This window comes from Streptomyces sp. NPDC018833 (assembly GCF_044390825.1).
In the GTDB taxonomy this organism is placed as follows: Bacteria; Actinomycetota; Actinomycetes; order Streptomycetales; family Streptomycetaceae; genus Streptomyces.
The window spans coordinates 188,156-204,740 of the sequence record NZ_JBIRZM010000014.1 but is presented as its reverse complement, the minus strand read 5'-3'; the positions used below and the strand labels follow the sequence as shown (position 1 = coordinate 204,740).

The following is a 16,585-nucleotide window of genomic DNA, read 5'->3' as shown; positions in this document are numbered from 1 at the left end:
GCAGGCCGGGACCCAGTTGAACATGACGCCGGATTCAACTATAACCAAGGAGGCCGGGTACCGTCTGCGGCCACGGCGCGCGTCATCGGCACAGGAGAGGCGGCCGCTGACTGCTCGCAGCGCCCCAGGCGGTATTCGGCCGGACCGATCGGCATCGAGCCCGGCTCGCGGAGCTCGGGAGTCCAGCCCCGAAGCTCCCGGACGAACCGGACCCACAGGAAGCAGTGAGGCGACATGAGGGAAGCAGTCATCGTTTCGACGGCGCGGACGCCGATCGGGAAGGCGTACCGCGGCGCGTTCAACGACACCCAGGCGCAGGAACTCGCCGCCCACGCCCTCTCGCACGCGGTGCAGCGCGCCGGGCTCGAGGGAGGTGAGGTCGAGGACGTGATCTTCGGCTGCGCCGTGCAGCAGGGGTCATCCGGTGGGAATGTCGCCCGTCAGGCCGCTCTTCGTGCCGGACTTCCGGACACCGTGTCGGGGATGACGGTCGACCGACAGTGCTCGTCGGGCCTGATGGCGATCGCGACGGCCGCCAAGCAGATCATCGGCGACGGAATGCAGGTCGCTGTCGGCGGCGGTGTCGAGTCGATCTCCTTGGTGCAGAACGACCGGATGAACACCCATCGCATGGCGGACCCGTGGCTGGTCGAGCACAAGCCGAGCATCTACATGCCGATGTTGCAGACGGCGGAGATCGTCGCCGAACGCTACGGCGTGAGCCGGGACCGCCAGGACGAGTTCGCGCTGGTGTCACAGCAGCGCACCGCGGCGGCGCAGCAGGCCGGACGGTTCGACCAGGAGATCGTGGCGCTCGACAGCGTCAAGAAGGTCCTGGACAAGCAGTCGGGGGAGGCGCGGGACGAGGCCGTGACCCTGACCCGGGACGAGGGCAACCGCGCCTCGACCACACTCGACGGCCTGGCCGGGTTGGCGCCGGTGCTGCCGGACGGTCAGGTGACCGCGCATTCCAGCGTCACGGCGGGCAACTCGTCGCAGTTGTCGGACGGCGCTTCGGCGTCGGTGTTGATGGAGTCGAAGGAAGCCGAGCGCCGCGGACTGGAGCCGCTGGGGGTGTACCGGGGCATGGCCGTCGCCGGCTGCGGGCCGGACGAGATGGGGATCGGTCCGGTGTTCGCCATTCCGAAGCTGCTGAAGCAGCACGACCTCACCGTCGACGACATCGGTCTCTGGGAACTCAACGAGGCGTTCGCCTCCCAGGCGCTGTACTGCCGCGACGAACTGGGCATCGACCCGGAGCGGTTCAACGTCAATGGCGGCGCGATCTCCGTCGGCCACCCGTACGGAATGACTGGTGCCCGCCTGGTGGGGCACGCCCTGATCGAGGGCAAGCGGCGCGGCGTCAGGTACGTGGTGATCTCGATGTGCGTCGGCGGCGGAATGGGCGCAGCCGGGCTGTTCGAGGTCGTCTGAGGTCCGCGTCCCGGCTGGGGCGCCGGTGGGACCTGCCCGCCGTCGCATGAGGCCGGTGGAAAGCCGGCCGTGAGAGAGGGAGTGGGTACTGTGTCGAAGACGGTGGAAAAGGCCCGAACCGCGGTCCTCGTGGACTTCGGCGGGGTCATCACCTCAAGTGTGTTGCGGGCATTCACCGACTTCGGCGCATCGCTCGGCGGCGACCCGCGCCTGCCGCTCGATCTCCTGAGCCGGGACCAGCCGTCGCGCACCCTCCTGGCCGATCACGAGTCCGGCCGTATCGACGCCGAAGCCTTCGAGCGAGGATTCGCCGAGCGTCTGCGCGCCCACGGCGCCGACATACAGGCGGAGGGGCTGACGGCCCGGATGCAAGCGGGAATGTCGATAGATCAGGACGTGCTCGCCCTGCTCGATGATCTCCGCGCCGCCGGGTATCCCGTTGCACTGGTATCCAATTCGTTCGGGACCGGAACCTACGACGGCGTCGACCTCGCCGCTGTGGCCGACGCGGTCGTCATCTCCGCGGAGGTCGGGATCCGCAAGCCTTCCCGGCGGATCTACGCGATCGCATGTGAACGCCTCGGCGTCGCCCCCGAGGAGGCAGTCATGATCGACGATCTGCAGCAGAACCTCGACGGAGCGGCGCGGATCGGAATCGCGGGCGTGCTGCACACCGATGCCTCCGACACCCGCCGCCAACTCGCCGAACGCTTCCGGATCACCGCCTGACCGATGGACCGACCGACCGATCGCGGGGGAGCAGTCATGCCCGGGCCGAGACCGCCGGCGAGCCGAGCCGCGGTCCTGACGCCCGTCACTCCTGCCCTTCGCTGTGCAAAGACGTGATTCGAGTCCGGATTCATTACTACTCGGGCAAAGTGGACCCGCACCGCATCTGCCCACATCCCCGGAAGGCATCGCCCATGGCTAATGTTCTCGACCCGGTCTGCCGCCACGCGGCCGCAACTCCCGACAACATCGCGCTGCGCGGCGGCGCGGATCAATGGACCTACCGGCAACTGCGCGACGCGAGCGCACGGTACGCGGGTGCCTTGGCCGCCGCGGGCCTGACTCCCGGGGACCGGGTGCTGCTGGCGGCGCCGTCGGTGCCCGAGTTCGTGGTGGCCTACCTCGGGATCCAGGCCGCGGGCTGTGTCGTGGTGCCGGTCAACACGATGTCCACCCGGGCCGAAGCCGAGTACGTCCTCGGCGACGCCGGGTGCTCGTTGGCGATCGCATGGCACGCCCTCGGCCCCGCCGTCGCGGAGGCGGCCGCGACGCTCAAGGTGCCCTCCTGGACGCTGTCCCCCGGCGCGACGGTCACGGATGCCGCCCCCGCCCCGGTCGTCGACCGGGACCGCGACGAGACCGCGGCCATCCTGTACACCTCGGGTACGACAGGGCGGCCGAAGGGTGCCCAACTCACCGTCGGGAACCTGTTGTCCGCCGGGGAGATCGGCGCCGAGTGCAGCCGCGGATCGAGTGCCGACCGTACCGGCACGGGACTCCCACTGTTCCACGTGTTCGGCCAGGCGTCCGTCATGATGGCGACCTTGACCGTGGGCGGCTCGATGTCGTTGCTGGCCCGGTTCGACCCGACGTCGATGCTGGAGATGATGCGTCGCGACCGGCTCACCATCATGGCCGGCGTACCGACGATGTGGAACGCGATGCTGCACGCGGCGGGTGATGCGAACCCGGCGGACTTCGCCGGGCTCCGCGTCGCCGTCTCCGGCGGTGCATCCCTTCCCGGGGAGATCGCCCGGGCCTTCGAGGCCCGGTTCGGCTGCACCATCCTCGAAGGCTACGGGCTCACCGAGACCACCGCGTTCGGCACCTTCAACGACATCGACCGCGGCGGCAAGACCGGGTACACCGGGCGGGCGGTCCCACGGCTGCAGGTGCAGGTGCGGGACATCGACGGGAACGAGTGCCCGCCGGGTACCGTCGGCGAGGTCCACATCAAGGGGCCCACAGTGATGCGCGGCTACTGGAACCGCCCCGCGGACACCGCCGCGGCAATCTCGCCCGACGGCTGGTTCCGGACCGGCGACCTGGGCGAAACCGACACGGACGGCGACCTGCGCATCGTCGACCGGATCAAGGACCTGATCATTCGTGGCGGCTACAACGTCTACCCCGGTGAGGTCGAGGAAGTCCTCTACGAGCACCCGGACATCATCGAGGCAGCCGTGATCGGCGTTCCCGACGACCACTACGGCGAGGAGGTCGCCGCGCTCGTCGCCGCCCGGCCCGGTTCCGAACTCGGTGCCGCAGAGGTGTCGAGCTGGACACGAGAGCGGCTGTCCGCCTACAAGGTCCCGCGCATCATCCGGTTCGTCGACGCGCTGCCCAAGGGCCCGAGCGGGAAGATCCTCAAGCGTTCCATCGACCGTACGGAGCTGACCCGCGAGCCCGCACCCGGCGACGTCCCCGCCCGCCGCCACTGAACATCCGCCGACGGACGAGATGTGTCCGCCGCACAAGAAAGACGTATGACACATGGTGAGTTGCTCATGAGCCTGCCTCCCGTCCTGCGGGACCGGCTCCGCCTGCCCGTGGTCGCATCGCCGATGTTCATCGTGTCCGATCCGGAGCTGGTCATCGCCCAGTCCGCCTCCGGCATCGTGGGTTCCTTCCCCGCGCTGAACGCACGGCCCCAGTCGGCGCTGCGCGGATGGCTGCGGCACATAACGAATGAACTGGCCAAGCACGACGCCGATCGTCCCGAGGCGCCGTCCGCGCCGTTCGCGGTCAATCTCATCGTGCACAAGACCAACTCACGACTGGAGGAGGACCTCGAGACCGTCGTGGACTTCAAGGTGCCGATCGTCATCACCTCTCTCGGCGCGCGGGCCGATGTCAACGATGCGGTCCACTCCTACGGCGGCATCGTGCTGCACGACGTCATCAGCAACCGGTTCGCGCGCAAGGCGGTGGACAAGGGCGCGGACGGACTGATCGCCGTTGCCGCGGGTGCGGGTGGACACGCCGGCACCCAGTCACCCTTCGCGCTCGTCCAGGAGATTCGCGACTGGTTCGACGGCCCTCTTCTGCTGTCGGGCTCCATCGCCCACGGCCGCTCGATCCTCGCGGCGCAGGCCGCCGGCGCGGACCTCGCCTATGTGGGTTCCGTTTTCATCGCCACCGACGAGGCGAACGCGGAGGACCGGTACAAGCAGATGATCGTGGACTCCACCGCTGCGGACATCGTGTACTCCGACCTGTTCACCGGCGTGCACGGCAACTACCTCCGCGGCAGCATCGAGGCCGCGGGGCTCGATCCGGCCGCACTGCCCGGCTCCGATCCGTCCGCAATGGACTTCGGAAACCGGGACGTCAAGGAGGCGAAGGCGTGGCGGGACATCTGGGGCGCGGGTCAGGGCGTCGGCGCGGTCGGGGCGGTACTTCCCGCGGCGGCGGTCGTCGAGCGCCTCGCCGGTGAGTACGCCGAGGCGAAGCGTCGGCTTCAGCGCATGTGACGGTGTACGGTGCAGCCGCACCACACAACTGAGTGCCGGTCTCGGCGAGTACCGGCGACGTGGTCCGAGCGGCGCCGCCTCGCTCGCGGACTCCGGCCGCTTCGGTTTGCCTGCGGACGTTCGGCACGCGGCTCCGGAAGTTCCGCGGGCCTCGCGCACCCTCGCACATTTATGATTCTGGCGTCGGATTCAAGTAGGGTTTTGGAGATGGACACCACTGTGCCCGAGGAGAATGACAGCGAGAAGGCCCCGCCGATGGCGCCTCTCTCGCCACTTCGCGAGCCGCCGACGACGAAGCGCGGAGCGCGGACACGCGCCGCCTTGGTGCAGGCCGCGCGGAAGGTGTTCGAGCGGGACGGCTACCTCGACACCCGCCTGGTCGACATCGCCAAAGAGGCCCGATGCGCATCGGGTTCCTTCTACACCTACTTCGCCAACAAGGAAGAGGTGCTTGCCGCCGTCCTCCTGGAGGCGCAGGAGGACATGTTGCACCCCGGCATGGGCCGGGTGCAGGGTACTGACGATCCGTTTGCGGTACTCGAGGCGAGCAATCGCGCGTATCTCGAGGCGTACAAACGGAACGCGAAGCTGATGGGGCTGCTTGAGCAGGTCGCACAAGTGGAGCCGGTGTTCCGTGAGTTCCGGAGCCGACGCTCGGATGCGTTCGTCCGCCGCAACGCCCGCGGCATCGCCGACCTCCAGGCGCGGGGTGTCGCCGACCGTGAGATCGATCCGATGATGGCCTCCCATGCGCTCTCGGGGATGGTCAGCGTCGTGGCCTACAAGGCGTTCGTGCTGGGCGAAGGGCGCGAGGAAGGTACGCCGGTGGACTTCGAGGAGCTCGTGTCCACGGTCACGCGGCTCTGGGCGAACGCCCTGCGGTTCCCCAGCGACCGCTGATGCGGCAGTAGCGCCGCCCGGGGTGGAGCCGGCGCCCTCCGACCGTTCGACGGTCCTGGTGCCCGCAACTTCCGCCTGTTGCCGCGGCTGAAGAACATCGGCAGCATCCGCCTGTACGTCCTGACGATGCTGCGTCCGGCCGGCCGGCGCTCGGCGGTTCGCTGATCCGGCCGATCCGCTGGAACCTGATCGAGCAGCAGCACGACCACGCTGCTGCTCCAGCAGGTGCTGGCGGAACCAGCATGGGCATCGAGGCCCTCGGGTGAGGACCGGCACGGCCTGACCGCACTGTTCCGGTCCAGCGTCAACCCGTACGGCATCTTCCGCCTGGACCGGCCTTGACCGGCTCTGCCGCACCGGCGACCACCTGGCAGATCTCCTGACAGAGCGACCACCGCTACCGACCAGCCCGAGTATCCCAGCCGGACCACACACCAGCCCCGCGACCAGCGACCGTCATGATGCCCCGGCCTCGGGCCGGAAACCGGGACATCATCACGGTCGGCACCCAACGACACCCTCGAGGAAGCGCAGTGCAGTGACGGAAGGCTTGAAGTGGATTGGGCAGCACGCATTCGATAAACCGGCGGCTGACGGGATGCTCGGCGGGCTCTCCATGACCGCGATGCGCGGGGTCCCTGTCCGGGACCTGCTGCTCAGGCTGGGCGCGAATGAGGAGGAGTTGTTGCGCGGTATGCCGTACCGCGACTTCCACCCGACCCGGGACGCGTCCTGCATGTACGGCGCGTCCGGTGAGTGGGCGTACGTTCTGGAAGACCGAGGGGCGTGCACCTGGTGCGAATGGTTCTTCGAGGACGAGGACAAGATGACCCCCGCGGCCGGGGAGGAGCTGATCTGCCTGAACGCGAACGTAGCGGTCAACCCGAGCTATCTCGTCTACGCGCCCGGCGACGGGAACGTGTACCTGAACAACTTCGGCGACGATCTGACGGACCGCCCGCATGCGGTAGAAGGCAGCAAGCTGGCCGCCCTGGGCGAGGGCCTGAAAGCCGCCGGGGCGACCTGCCCGGAGGGGTACACCATCCCGCAGTGGCATGACCTTCTCGACGCGCAGGAGGGTGGTCCGTGCGGCGTGGTGTGGCAGGCCGTCGGCGACATCCTGGGCATCCGCATCCCCCGGGCAGACGTGGAGCAGGGCCGCTTGCCCGCAGCCAGGCTGACCGGCCCCCATACGTAACACTGCGGGTCGGCGCGGATGGGTTCCGTGCCCCCTTGAGTCGCACCAGTCGGCCACCCCGGCAGTGCCACCGGACTCCGTCGGAGCCGGGGCGGGCCGAGACAGAGGTGTGGAGCCGGTGCGCGCGGCGCCCGTCGGCTGTCGTGCCCTCTGGAGACGGACCAACGGGCGGCGAGGCCAACGGTGAAACCCGCGGCGGCAGTTCTGTGGAACAGGCGGGCATCTCCACGTGGTGTGTGCACCCCCACAGTTGAACTTGACGTCGGATTCAAATATACATGGTGCAAGCCACGGTCACATCATTTCGGGGTGGCCTGGCACGGCACACCCCGCCACGGAGAGGGTTCGCTGTGAACGTTGCACAAAGAGTCGCCGTCGTCACCGGGGGCGGTGGAGGCATCGGCGGCGCGTTGGTCGCACGGCTCGCTCGCGCCGGTGCGCGGGTCGTCGTCGCAGACCTCGACGCGGACACCGCACGGGCAGTATCGGAGAAGGTCAACGCCGACCACCCCGGAAGCACCGTCAGCGCCGGCGCCGACGCGTCGGACACCGCCCAGATCCAGCAGTTGATCGCCCTCGCGGAGAGCGCGTTCGGACCGGTCGACCTCTACTTCGCGAACGCGGGCATCGCCGGGGCACCGGGCCTCGACGTGGGCGAGCACGACTGGGACCTCTCGATCGACGTGAACCTTCGAGCCCACATCCGTGCGGCGAGGCTGCTGGTGCCGCAGTGGCTCGAGCGCGGCGAGGGCTACTTCGTCAGCACCGCCTCGGCGGCCGGGCTGCTCACCCAGATCGGCTCCGCCACCTACGCCGTCACCAAGCACGCGGCCGTCGGCTTCGCCGAATGGCTGAGTGTCACCTATGGCGATCGCGGGGTGCATGTCAGCTGTCTGTGCCCGATGGGGGTGAACACCAGGATGCTGTCCTTGGGGAAGGACTCCGGGGACGCGCTGGGAAGAGCGGCCGCGCAGGCGGTCACGTCCGCGGGTGACGTCCTCGAGCCGACCGAGGTCGCCGACGCCGTCCTCGCCGCGATCGAGGAGAAGCGCTTCCTGATCCTGCCGCACGAAGACGTTCTGGACATGTACCGGCAGAAGGGCTCGGATTACGACCGTTGGCTGCGCGGGATGCGCCGCTACCAGAACTCCCTGCTGGCGCAGGCATGACCGGCGGATCCGGCGAACTCGTCCTCGCCGAACACCGCGGGCCCGTGCTGGTGCTCACGTTCAACCGGCCGGCCAAGCTGAACGCCTGGACCGACGAACTCGAGGATCGCTACTTCACACTGCTCGACGCCGCCGAAGACGACCCGGACGTACGCGCCGTCGTGGTCACCGGCGCGGGACGCGGATTCTGCGCCGGCGCCGACCTCCAACGGCTGCAGGCGGTCGGCGAGGTCTCCGAGGCGGACAGGGCGCGGCGCCGACGGCGCGACGTGCCGCTGACCCTGCGCAAACCGCTGATCGGTGCCGTGGGCGGGGTGGCCGCGGGCCTGGGCATGGTGGAGGCGCTCTACTGCGACATTCGTTTCGGCTCGCCCGCGGCCCGGTTCACCACGGCATTCGCGCAGCGCGGGCTGATCGCCGAGTACGGGATCTCCTGGCTGTTGCCGCGGCTCGTGGGGCACAGCCGGGCCGCTGACCTATTGCTGTCGAGTCGCATGGTGGACGCCGAGGAGGCGCTGCGTATCGGACTTCTCGACCACCTGGTCCCCACCGGCAGTGTGGTCGATGCCGCTGTCGCCTACGCCGCCGATCTGGCGACGCGCTGCTCCCCGGCATCCATGGCCACCATCAAGAGCCAACTCCAGGGCGACGCGGACGGCACGTACGCCGATTCCGTGACCCGGGCGGAAGGCGCCATGCTCCGGGCCTTCCGCGGAGCCGATTTCGTCGAAGGCGTGGCCAGTCACCTCGACAAGCGCCCGCCGAACTTTCCCTCACTCCCCGTCAGGAGCTCAGATGTCCCTGTTTGACATGTCGGACCGCGCCAAGAAGTACCAGGCGGATCTGCTCGAGTTCATGGACTCGCACATCTACCCCGCCGAGGAGGTGTACCACGAGCAGATGCGCGCGTCGGGCGACCCGAACTTCCACCCGCCGATCCTGGAGGATCTCAAGGCGGAGGCGCGTAAGCGCGGACTGTGGAACCTCTTCCACCCGCACCCCGAGTGGGGCCCGGGGCTGACGAATCTCGAATACGCGCCGCTGGCCGAGATCATGGGGCGCAGTCACATCGCCTCCGAGGCGTGCAACTGCAACGCCCCCGACACCGGCAACATGGAGGTGCTCACGCTCTTCGGCACCGACGAGCACAAGGAGAAGTACCTGAGGCCCCTGCTCGACGGGACGATGGCCTCGGCCTTCGCAATGACCGAGCCGCGCGTGGCAAGCTCCGACGCCACCAATATCGAGTTGCGGATGGAGCGCGACGGCGACGAGTACGTGCTCAACGGGCGTAAGTGGTTCGCGTCCAATGCCCTGCACCGTAATTGCCGGGTGCTCATCGTCATGGGGAAGACGGACCCCACCGCTGCCCCGCACCGGCAGCAGTCGATGATGGTCGTCCCGATCGACGCTCCCGGGATCACGGTGATGCGCGGGCTGCCGGTCTTCGGCTACCAGGACCGTGAGGGGCACGCCGAGATCGACTTCACCGACGTGCGGGTGCCGGCCAAGGACGTGCTCAAGGGCGAGGGCGAGGGCTTCGCGATCAGCCAGGCCCGGCTCGGGCCCGGTCGTATCCACCACTGCATGCGGGCGATCGGTGCGGCCGAGCGGGCGCTGGAGCTGATGTGCCGGCGCGCGCAGTCACGGGTGACGTTCGGTCGTCCGGTTGCCGACCGGTCCAACATCCAGGACTGGATCGCGGAAGCGCGCATCGACATCGAGATGATCCGCCTGCTCACGCTCAAGGCCGCGTATCTGATGGACACGGTCGGGAACAAGGAAGCGCGCACCGAGATCGCGGCCATCAAGGTGGCCGCCCCCAACATCGCGCTGAAGATCGTCGACCGCGCCATCCAGGTGCACGGGGCAGCGGGAGTGACCGAGGACTTCCCGCTGGCGATGATGTACGCGGGTCTGCGGACGCTGCGGCTGGCGGACGGCCCCGACGAGGTCCACAAGCGGGCCATCGCCAGGCAGGAACTGCGGCAGTACCGCGACGCGGCGACGGCGACGCCGGCGGTGAGCTGAGATGACAGGACTCGATCTCACCGGTCGCACCGCCGTCGTCACCGGCGCCTCGCGCGGTATCGGGCTGGCGATCGCCCGGGCCATCGCCGCGGCCGGCGGAAACGTCGTTCTCACCTCCCGGTCCCAGGAAGCGGCTGACGCCGCCGCGGCCCAGGTCGGGGGCACAGCCGTCGGCGTCGGTGCGCACGCGGTCGACGAGGAGGCGGCCCAGCGCTGTGTGGATCTGACGCTCGAGCGCTTCGGAAGCCTGGACATCCTCGTCAACAACGCGGGGACCAACCCGGCTTACGGGCCGGTCATCGACCAGGACCACGGGCGGTTCGCCAAGACCTTCGACGTGAACCTGTGGGCTCCCGTCCTGTGGACGGGTCTGGCCACGCGGGCCTGGATGGGCGAGCACGGCGGGGCGGTCGTCAACACCGCGTCGGTCGGCGGTATGGCCTTCGAGGCGAACATCGGGTTGTACAACGCGTCGAAGGCCGCGCTCATCCATCTCACGAAGCAACTGGCCCTGGAACTCTCGCCGAAGATTCGCGTCAACGCGGTGGCACCGGGTGTGGTGCGCACGAAGCTGGCCGAGGCTCTCTGGAAGGAGCACGAGCAGGCGGTGGCCGACTCGACGGCGCTCGGGCGGATAGGAGAGCCTGCCGACATCGCCTCGGCGGTCGCCTTCCTCGTCTCCGACGCCGCCAGTTGGATCACCGGCGAGACCATGGTGATCGACGGCGGGCAACTGCTCGGTGACGCGCTCCCGTTCAGGCAAGGAGTCGGCATCGGTGTCTAGCGCGGGCATCGTCGGGATCGACGTCGGGGCGGTGAGCCGCTGGTTCGGGACCCTCGGCGTCGACTTCACCGGGCACTTGGTCTTCGAGCGGATCGGGCTCGGCCAGTCGAACCTGACCTATCTCGTACGGGACCAGGGCGGCCGCAGGTGGGTGCTGCGGCGCCCACCACTGGGCCGCCTGCTGGCATCGGCGCACGACGTGGCCCGCGAGGCGCGGATTCTGGCCGCGCTGGAGGGCACCGCCGTCCCGACCCCGCGGGTGCTCGGGCTCACCGATGATCCTGCCGTGACCGATGCTCCACTGCTGCTCATGGAGTTCGTGGACGGCCAGGTCGTCGACACGATGCCGATCGCGCGGTCGTTGACGCCCGAACGCCGCCGGGCGATCGGGATGTCGTTGCCGCGGACGCTGGCGAAGATCCACGCGGTCGATCTCGAGACGGCCGGGCTGACCGGTCTGGCCAGCCACAAGCCGTATGCGCAGCGTCAGCTCAAGCGGTGGTCGGGCCAGTGGGAGAGGTCCAGGACCCGCGGGCTGCCCGCCCTCGAGGACCTCACGCGACGCCTTGCCGCAGCTGTTCCGGAGCAGCGCGAAGTGACGCTCGTGCACGGCGACTTCCATCTGCGCAATGTCATCACCTCCTGCGACACCGGGGAGGTGACGGCGGTGCTCGACTGGGAGTTGTCGACACTGGGGGATCCGTTGGCGGACATGGGCAGCCTGCTGGCCTACTGGCCGGCCAAGGGTGAGAGCACCTCGGGCGACTTCGGCGCGGCCGCTCTCGACGGCTTCCCGACCCGCGAGGAACTCGTGGCGGCCTACTCGGCGGCGTCGGGACGCGACCTGACGGCGCTGGGCTACTGGCACGCGATGGGACTGTGGAAGGTCGCGATCATCGCGGAGGGCGTCATGCGCCGCGCGATGGACGAACCGCGCAACAAGGCCGCGTCCGGGACCCCGACCGCGGAGCGCATCGACGCGCTGGTGGCGAAGGCCCACGAAGTCGCGGACACGGCAGGCATCTGACCCGGTCGCATGGCCACGGGACTTTGACACCCACGCATACCAAAGGAGTTGGTGATGAGGCAAGCAGCCCTCGTATCGGCGGCGCCTACGTCGATCGGGAAGGTTTACCGCGGCGCGAACGACAACACCGAAGCACAGGAGCCGGCGGCGCACGCGATCGACGCGACGGGCCAGTTCGAGGTGGTGTCGTGAACCCCGCCGCACTGTTCGACGTCAGCGGAAAGACCGTGGTGGTAACCGGCGGCTCACGCGGAATCGGGCTGATGATCGCGCACGGTTTTGTGGCGGCCGGGGCCACGGTGATCATCTCCTCCCGCAAGGCCGAGGCGTGCGAGAAGGCGGCAGCGGAGTTGTCCGCCCTGAGGTCCGCCGGCGCCGGAACCTGTCTGGCGCACCCGGCGGACCTGTCCACCGCCGAGGGCCTCGAGAGCCTGGCCGAGCGGGTCGCGGAGGTCGCGCCGCGGCTGAACGTCCTGGTCAACAATGCGGGAGCCGCCTGGGGTGCGCCGATCGGCGAGTTCCCCGACTCGGGGTTCGACAAGGTGCTGAACGTCAACGTCAAGGCCGTCTTCTCGCTGACGCAACGGCTGCTGCCGCAGTTGCGGGCGGCCGCCACCGCGGAGGACCCCGCGCGAGTGATCAACATCGGCTCGATCGACGGGCTCGTCGTCTCCGCCTCCGACAACTTCTCCTACGTCGCGAGCAAGGCGGCGGTGCACATGCTGACCCGCAAGATGGCCGCCACGCTCGCGAGTGATCACATCACCGTCAACGCCCTTGCTCCCGGCCCGTTCCCCACCAGGATGATGGCGCACGTCCTGGACGACCCCGAGCTGCGGGACGACGTGGTCGAACGGGTGCCCCTCGGCCGCGTCGGCTCCCCCGAGGACATCGCGAGTCCGGCGATCTTCCTCGCCTCCCGCGCGGGCGCATACCTGACCGGCACGGTGATCCCCGTGGACGGCGGGATCTCCGGGACGCGCTGACCGGTCGCATGTGAAGGTCACCGCGCCCACACGGGAAACACCGCCACACACTCTCCCCCCTGAAAGGCGGCTCTGGCAGCGATGAGCTGGTTCGACGACAGGCCGTGGACGGCGCAGTACCCCGAACGGATCGCGGAGGTGGACCCGGCCCCCCACCGCACCACGCTGGAACTGCTGGCCGACGCGGTGGCAGCCGCCCACGACAGCCCGACCACCAAGGTGTGGCCTCGCGAGGTCGAGTACGTCCGCTACCGGCACCCCGCGGTGCGCGAGGCCGCCGTGGTCGGTGTGCCCGACCACAACCGCGGTGAGACCGTGGCGCCCTTCGTCAGCCTGAGGCCCGGCGCATCTGCCGCGCCCGATGAACCGGTCGCCTACTGCCGCGAGCACCTGGCCGCCCACACGGCCCAGCGGACCGTCAGCATCCGGAACGAACTGTCCAAGACAACAAGCGGCAAGATCCTGCGCCGCGAACTGCGCGGGGCGACGTCCGCGTGACGAGCGAGAGGAGCGAGAGGATGGCCGGCCTGCCAGAAATCCTGGCCCTTGACGAGACCGCGCCGGACCGGTTCCGGTCCGGGCCCATCCCCAGCGAGTGGGCGCGGACGTTCGGTGGCCAGATCGCCGCCCAGTCGCTGATGGCCGCGGCGCGCACCCTCGACCGGTCGTACTCGGCCCACTCGCTGCACGGCTACTTTCTGCGGCCCGGCCGTCCGCACGAGCCGACGGACTTTCCGGTCGAGCGGATCCGCGACGGTGGCAGCTTCTGCACCCGCCGGGTGACCGCAGTCCAGGCAGGGGAAGCGATCTTCACGATGACGGCGTCGTTCCATCGCGGGGACGAAGGATTCTCCCACCAGGTGGACATGCCGGCGGTGCCGGCACCCGAGGACATCCCGGAGTCCGACCGCATCAACGGCTGGGGCATGCCGCGGCCCGCGGAGTGGCGCCACTGGGAGATGCGATGGGTGCCCAGGGGGGAGACCGGCCACGTTCCGGCGGCGCCGGCCTGCCAGCGGGTGTGGATCCGGTACGGACGTCCGCTGCCGGATGACGGTGCCGTCCACGCCTGCGCACTGACCTATCTCAGCGACATCGCGCTGCTGGGATCCGCGCGGCTGCCACATCCCCGAACCGCCGTACAGGGCGCGTCGCTGGACCACTCGCTGTGGTTCCTGCGTCCCTTCCGCGCGGACGAGTGGCTGCTGTACGACCAGGTCTCCCCTTCGGCCGAGCACGGCCGGGCGCTCACCCACGGAAGGCTGTTCGACACGGGCGGGCGTCTGGTGGCTGCCGTCGCGCAGGAGGGACTCATGCGCTTCGACCGGCCCCGGTCGATGGCGGCCCGCGACACAGAAGAAGGGACGCGTGGTGCGCACGCCTCAGCGAGCGTTCAGTGATCCCCTCGGCCCGACCATCGCCGACATCCGTTGATCAACGAATTCAGGAAGTGGTGCCAGGCATGTCCACCCACTACAGCGTCACCGGACGCACAGCGATCCTCCGCATCGACAACCCTCCGGTAAACGGGCTCGGGCATGCAACGAGGAAGGGCATCGTGCAGGGTCTGCGGCGTGCCCTGGACTCCACCGATGTCGAAGCCGTCGTGCTCACCGGCCGCGAGGGAGCCTTCTCGGCCGGGGCCGACATCTCGGAGTTCGGGACCGCCAGGACCACCGCCGCACCGAGCCTCGGCGATGTCATCACGGCCCTGGAGGACGCCGGCAAGCCGGTCGTGGCGGCGATCGACGGCACCTGTCTGGGCGGCGGACTGGAACTCGCGCTGGGCGCCCACTATCGGGTCGCGACATCGAGCAGCAGGATCGGTCTCCCCGAGGTGCACCTCGGTCTGGTCCCCGGCGCCGGCGGCACGCAGCGGCTGCCCCGTGTCGTGGGAGCCGGCGTCGCGGCGGACATGATCAGTGGCGGGGCACCTCGTACGGCGCGGGAGCTCGGAGACCTCCCGGGCCAACGGCTGTTCGACCGGATCGTGGACGGTGACGTGATGGCGGCGGCGACGGAACTCGCGGTCGAGGTCGCCGCGGTACGGCCGCTTCCTCGGGTCCGGGACCTCAGCGTCGGTCGCGACGACGCGGCCGCGGCACGTGCGATACGCGAGCGCCTGCGCCGGCGCAGCCGCGGATTCGTGGCGCCCGCGCAGGCTCTGGCACTCGTCGAGAAGGCGGGAACCACACCGTTCGATGAAGGCCTGGCCGAGGAGCGCAGGACATTCCTGGAGCTGATGAACGGCGAGCAGTCGGCCGCGTTGCGCCATGCCTTCTTCGCCGAGCGGGCCGCCCGCAAGGTCCCCGACGTCCAGCCCGGGACGCCGGCACGGACGGTGGACAAGGTGGCAGTCATCGGTGCCGGAACGATGGGCGGCGGCATCGCGATGACCTTTCTGGGCGCGGGGATTGCCGTCACCATCGTGGAGAGCAGCCAGGAGGCGCTCGACCGCGGCTTGGACGTCCTGCGCCGCAACTACCAACGTCAAGTGGACAGGGGGAAGTTGACGGCCGACGGGCTGGAGCAGCGCATGGCGCTTCTGACGCCGACGCTGGACTATGCGGACGTGTCGGACAGCGACCTGGTCATCGAGGCGGCATTCGAGGACATGGACGTCAAGCGTTCGGTGTTCACCCGGCTCGACGAGGTGGCGAAACCCGGCGCGATTCTGGCGTCGAACACCTCGACCCTCGACATCGATGCGATCGCCGCGGTGACCGGGCGCGCCGGGGACGTCCTCGGCATGCACTTCTTCAGCCCCGCGAATGTCATGAAACTGCTGGAGATCGTGCGCGGGGCCAAGACCTCGGACGACGTGCTGGTCACGGCCATGGCGGTGGGACAGCGGATCGGCAAGACCGGTGTGGTGGCCGGGGTGTGCGACGGCTTCATCGGCAACCGGATGCTCGCCAAGTACCGGGATGCGGCGATGGATCTGCTCCGCTCGGGCGCGACACCCGCCGAGATCGATTCCGCCGCGGAGAACTTCGGCTTCGCCATGGGCCCGTTCCGGATGGCCGACCTGGCGGGCAACGACATCGGATGGGCGATCCGCAAAAGGCGCTACGCGCAGGACCCCGGCACGCCCCGGGAGGAGATCTCCGATGCCCTGTGCGAAATGGGACGCTTCGGGCAGAAGGTCGGCGCCGGGTGGTACGACTATGCGCCCGGCAGCCGAGAGGCGATCCCGAGCCCTGCCGTCGAAGAGCTGCTGACTTCGTTCCACTCCGAGCACGGCACCGAGCTCCGTACCTTCGAGGCGGATGAGATCGTGCAGCGCCTCGTCTTCGCACTCATCGACGAGGGCGCGCGCATCCTCGACGAAGGCATAGCCCTGCGCGCCTCGGACATCGACGTCGTCTACATCGCGGGGTACGGCTTCCCGAGGTACCGCGGCGGACCGATGTTCTACGCCGACACGGTGGGCGCCGCACAGGTCCTCTCCGGACTCCGGCGGTTCCACGGAGATGACGGCTGGGAGCCCTCGCCGTTGCTGATGCGGCTGGCCGACGAGGGTGGCACATTCAACTGACGCCATCACCGCAGATGCGGGACCCGGCGATTACGC

Annotated in this window: 15 protein-coding genes and 1 pseudogene; all 16 read left to right on the top strand. The window is 69.2% G+C overall.

Going from position 1 to position 16,585, the window contains the following annotated elements:
- The first annotated feature begins 234 nt into the window (after positions 1-234).
- The 16 genes and pseudogenes from ACH5AF_RS26325 (at position 235) to ACH5AF_RS26250 (ending at position 16,549) form a co-directional block, all read left to right on the top strand.
- A complete protein-coding gene (locus tag ACH5AF_RS26325; protein WP_398904781.1) occupies positions 235-1,434 on the top strand; it encodes an acetyl-CoA C-acyltransferase in 1,200 nt (399 codons plus the stop codon).
- 90 nt (positions 1,435-1,524) lie between these two features.
- Positions 1,525-2,163 carry an HAD family hydrolase gene (locus tag ACH5AF_RS26320; RefSeq protein ID WP_398904779.1) on the top strand — a complete coding sequence of 213 codons (639 nt, stop codon included), beginning with the start codon at positions 1,525-1,527 and terminating at the stop codon, positions 2,161-2,163.
- A 194-nt stretch (positions 2,164-2,357) separates the two neighbouring features.
- Positions 2,358-3,884: an AMP-binding protein gene (locus ACH5AF_RS26315; protein WP_398904777.1), complete on the top strand. Its 1,527-nt coding sequence runs from the start codon at positions 2,358-2,360 to the stop codon at positions 3,882-3,884.
- Between the two features lie 66 nt (positions 3,885-3,950).
- Positions 3,951-4,916 carry an NAD(P)H-dependent flavin oxidoreductase gene (locus ACH5AF_RS26310; RefSeq protein ID WP_398904774.1) on the top strand — a complete coding sequence of 322 codons (966 nt, stop codon included), beginning with the start codon at positions 3,951-3,953 and terminating at the stop codon, positions 4,914-4,916.
- 207 nt (positions 4,917-5,123) lie between these two features.
- On the top strand, positions 5,124-5,816 hold the full coding sequence (locus tag ACH5AF_RS26305; RefSeq protein ID WP_398904772.1) for a TetR/AcrR family transcriptional regulator: 693 nt from the start codon (positions 5,124-5,126) through the stop codon (positions 5,814-5,816).
- 625 nt (positions 5,817-6,441) lie between these two features.
- A complete protein-coding gene (locus ACH5AF_RS26300) occupies positions 6,442-7,014 on the top strand; it encodes a hypothetical protein (RefSeq protein ID WP_398904770.1) in 573 nt (190 codons plus the stop codon).
- A 350-nt stretch (positions 7,015-7,364) separates the two neighbouring features.
- The gene (locus ACH5AF_RS26295; RefSeq protein ID WP_398904769.1) at positions 7,365-8,183 is read left to right on the top strand and encodes an SDR family oxidoreductase; all 819 of its coding nucleotides are present in this window, start codon (positions 7,365-7,367) and stop codon (positions 8,181-8,183) included.
- Positions 8,180-8,992 (top strand): enoyl-CoA hydratase-related protein, encoded by an 813-nt coding sequence (locus ACH5AF_RS26290; protein WP_398904767.1) that lies wholly within the window; start codon positions 8,180-8,182, stop codon positions 8,990-8,992. The genes ACH5AF_RS26295 and ACH5AF_RS26290 overlap by 4 nt, the downstream gene beginning before the upstream one ends.
- Positions 8,979-10,214, top strand: a complete 1,236-nt coding sequence (locus ACH5AF_RS26285) for an acyl-CoA dehydrogenase family protein (protein WP_398904765.1) — start codon at positions 8,979-8,981, stop codon at positions 10,212-10,214. The genes ACH5AF_RS26290 and ACH5AF_RS26285 overlap by 14 nt, the downstream gene beginning before the upstream one ends.
- 1 nt (position 10,215) lies before the next feature.
- Complete coding sequence (locus tag ACH5AF_RS26280; RefSeq protein ID WP_398904763.1) at positions 10,216-10,998, top strand: SDR family oxidoreductase; 783 nt, start codon at positions 10,216-10,218, stop codon at positions 10,996-10,998.
- Positions 10,991-12,025, top strand: coding sequence for a phosphotransferase family protein (locus ACH5AF_RS26275; protein WP_398904761.1), 1,035 nt, complete (start codon positions 10,991-10,993; stop codon positions 12,023-12,025). Before ACH5AF_RS26280 ends, ACH5AF_RS26275 begins: the two co-directional genes overlap by 8 nt.
- 54 nt (positions 12,026-12,079) lie before the next feature.
- Positions 12,080-12,217, top strand: a complete 138-nt coding sequence (locus tag ACH5AF_RS26270) for a hypothetical protein (protein ID WP_398904759.1) — start codon at positions 12,080-12,082, stop codon at positions 12,215-12,217.
- Positions 12,214-13,011 (top strand): SDR family oxidoreductase, encoded by a 798-nt coding sequence (locus ACH5AF_RS26265; RefSeq protein WP_398904757.1) that lies wholly within the window; start codon positions 12,214-12,216, stop codon positions 13,009-13,011. The genes ACH5AF_RS26270 and ACH5AF_RS26265 overlap by 4 nt, the downstream gene beginning before the upstream one ends.
- Positions 13,012-13,227: 216 nt before the next feature.
- Positions 13,228-13,509 (top strand): annotated as a pseudogene (locus ACH5AF_RS26260) (long-chain fatty acid--CoA ligase); the annotation flags it as partial.
- Between the two features lie 20 nt (positions 13,510-13,529).
- Positions 13,530-14,411 carry an acyl-CoA thioesterase gene (locus tag ACH5AF_RS26255; protein WP_398904754.1) on the top strand — a complete coding sequence of 294 codons (882 nt, stop codon included), beginning with the start codon at positions 13,530-13,532 and terminating at the stop codon, positions 14,409-14,411.
- 62 nt (positions 14,412-14,473) lie between these two features.
- Positions 14,474-16,549 (top strand): 3-hydroxyacyl-CoA dehydrogenase NAD-binding domain-containing protein, encoded by a 2,076-nt coding sequence (locus ACH5AF_RS26250; protein WP_398904752.1) that lies wholly within the window; start codon positions 14,474-14,476, stop codon positions 16,547-16,549.
- Positions 16,550-16,585: the final 36 nt, after the last annotated feature.

Bases quoted from the DNA above. Each gene is read 5' to 3' on its own strand.
- ACH5AF_RS26285 (WP_398904765.1), top strand. From the start codon at position 8,979: ATGTCCCTGTTTGACATGTCGGACCGCGCCAAGAAGTACCAGGCGGAT.
- ACH5AF_RS26280 (WP_398904763.1), top strand. From the start codon at position 10,216: ATGACAGGACTCGATCTCACCGGTCGCACCGCCGTCGTCACCGGCGCC.
- ACH5AF_RS26305 (WP_398904772.1), top strand. From the start codon at position 5,124: ATGGACACCACTGTGCCCGAGGAGAATGACAGCGAGAAGGCCCCGCCG.
- ACH5AF_RS26290 (WP_398904767.1), top strand. From the start codon at position 8,180: ATGACCGGCGGATCCGGCGAACTCGTCCTCGCCGAACACCGCGGGCCC.
- ACH5AF_RS26250 (WP_398904752.1), top strand. From the start codon at position 14,474: ATGTCCACCCACTACAGCGTCACCGGACGCACAGCGATCCTCCGCATC.
- ACH5AF_RS26270 (WP_398904759.1), top strand. From the start codon at position 12,080: ATGAGGCAAGCAGCCCTCGTATCGGCGGCGCCTACGTCGATCGGGAAG.
- ACH5AF_RS26325 (WP_398904781.1), top strand. From the start codon at position 235: ATGAGGGAAGCAGTCATCGTTTCGACGGCGCGGACGCCGATCGGGAAG.
- ACH5AF_RS26255 (WP_398904754.1), top strand. From the start codon at position 13,530: ATGGCCGGCCTGCCAGAAATCCTGGCCCTTGACGAGACCGCGCCGGAC.
- ACH5AF_RS26300 (WP_398904770.1), top strand. From the start codon at position 6,442: ATGCGCGGGGTCCCTGTCCGGGACCTGCTGCTCAGGCTGGGCGCGAAT.
- ACH5AF_RS26310 (WP_398904774.1), top strand. From the start codon at position 3,951: ATGAGCCTGCCTCCCGTCCTGCGGGACCGGCTCCGCCTGCCCGTGGTC.
- ACH5AF_RS26315 (WP_398904777.1), top strand. From the start codon at position 2,358: ATGGCTAATGTTCTCGACCCGGTCTGCCGCCACGCGGCCGCAACTCCC.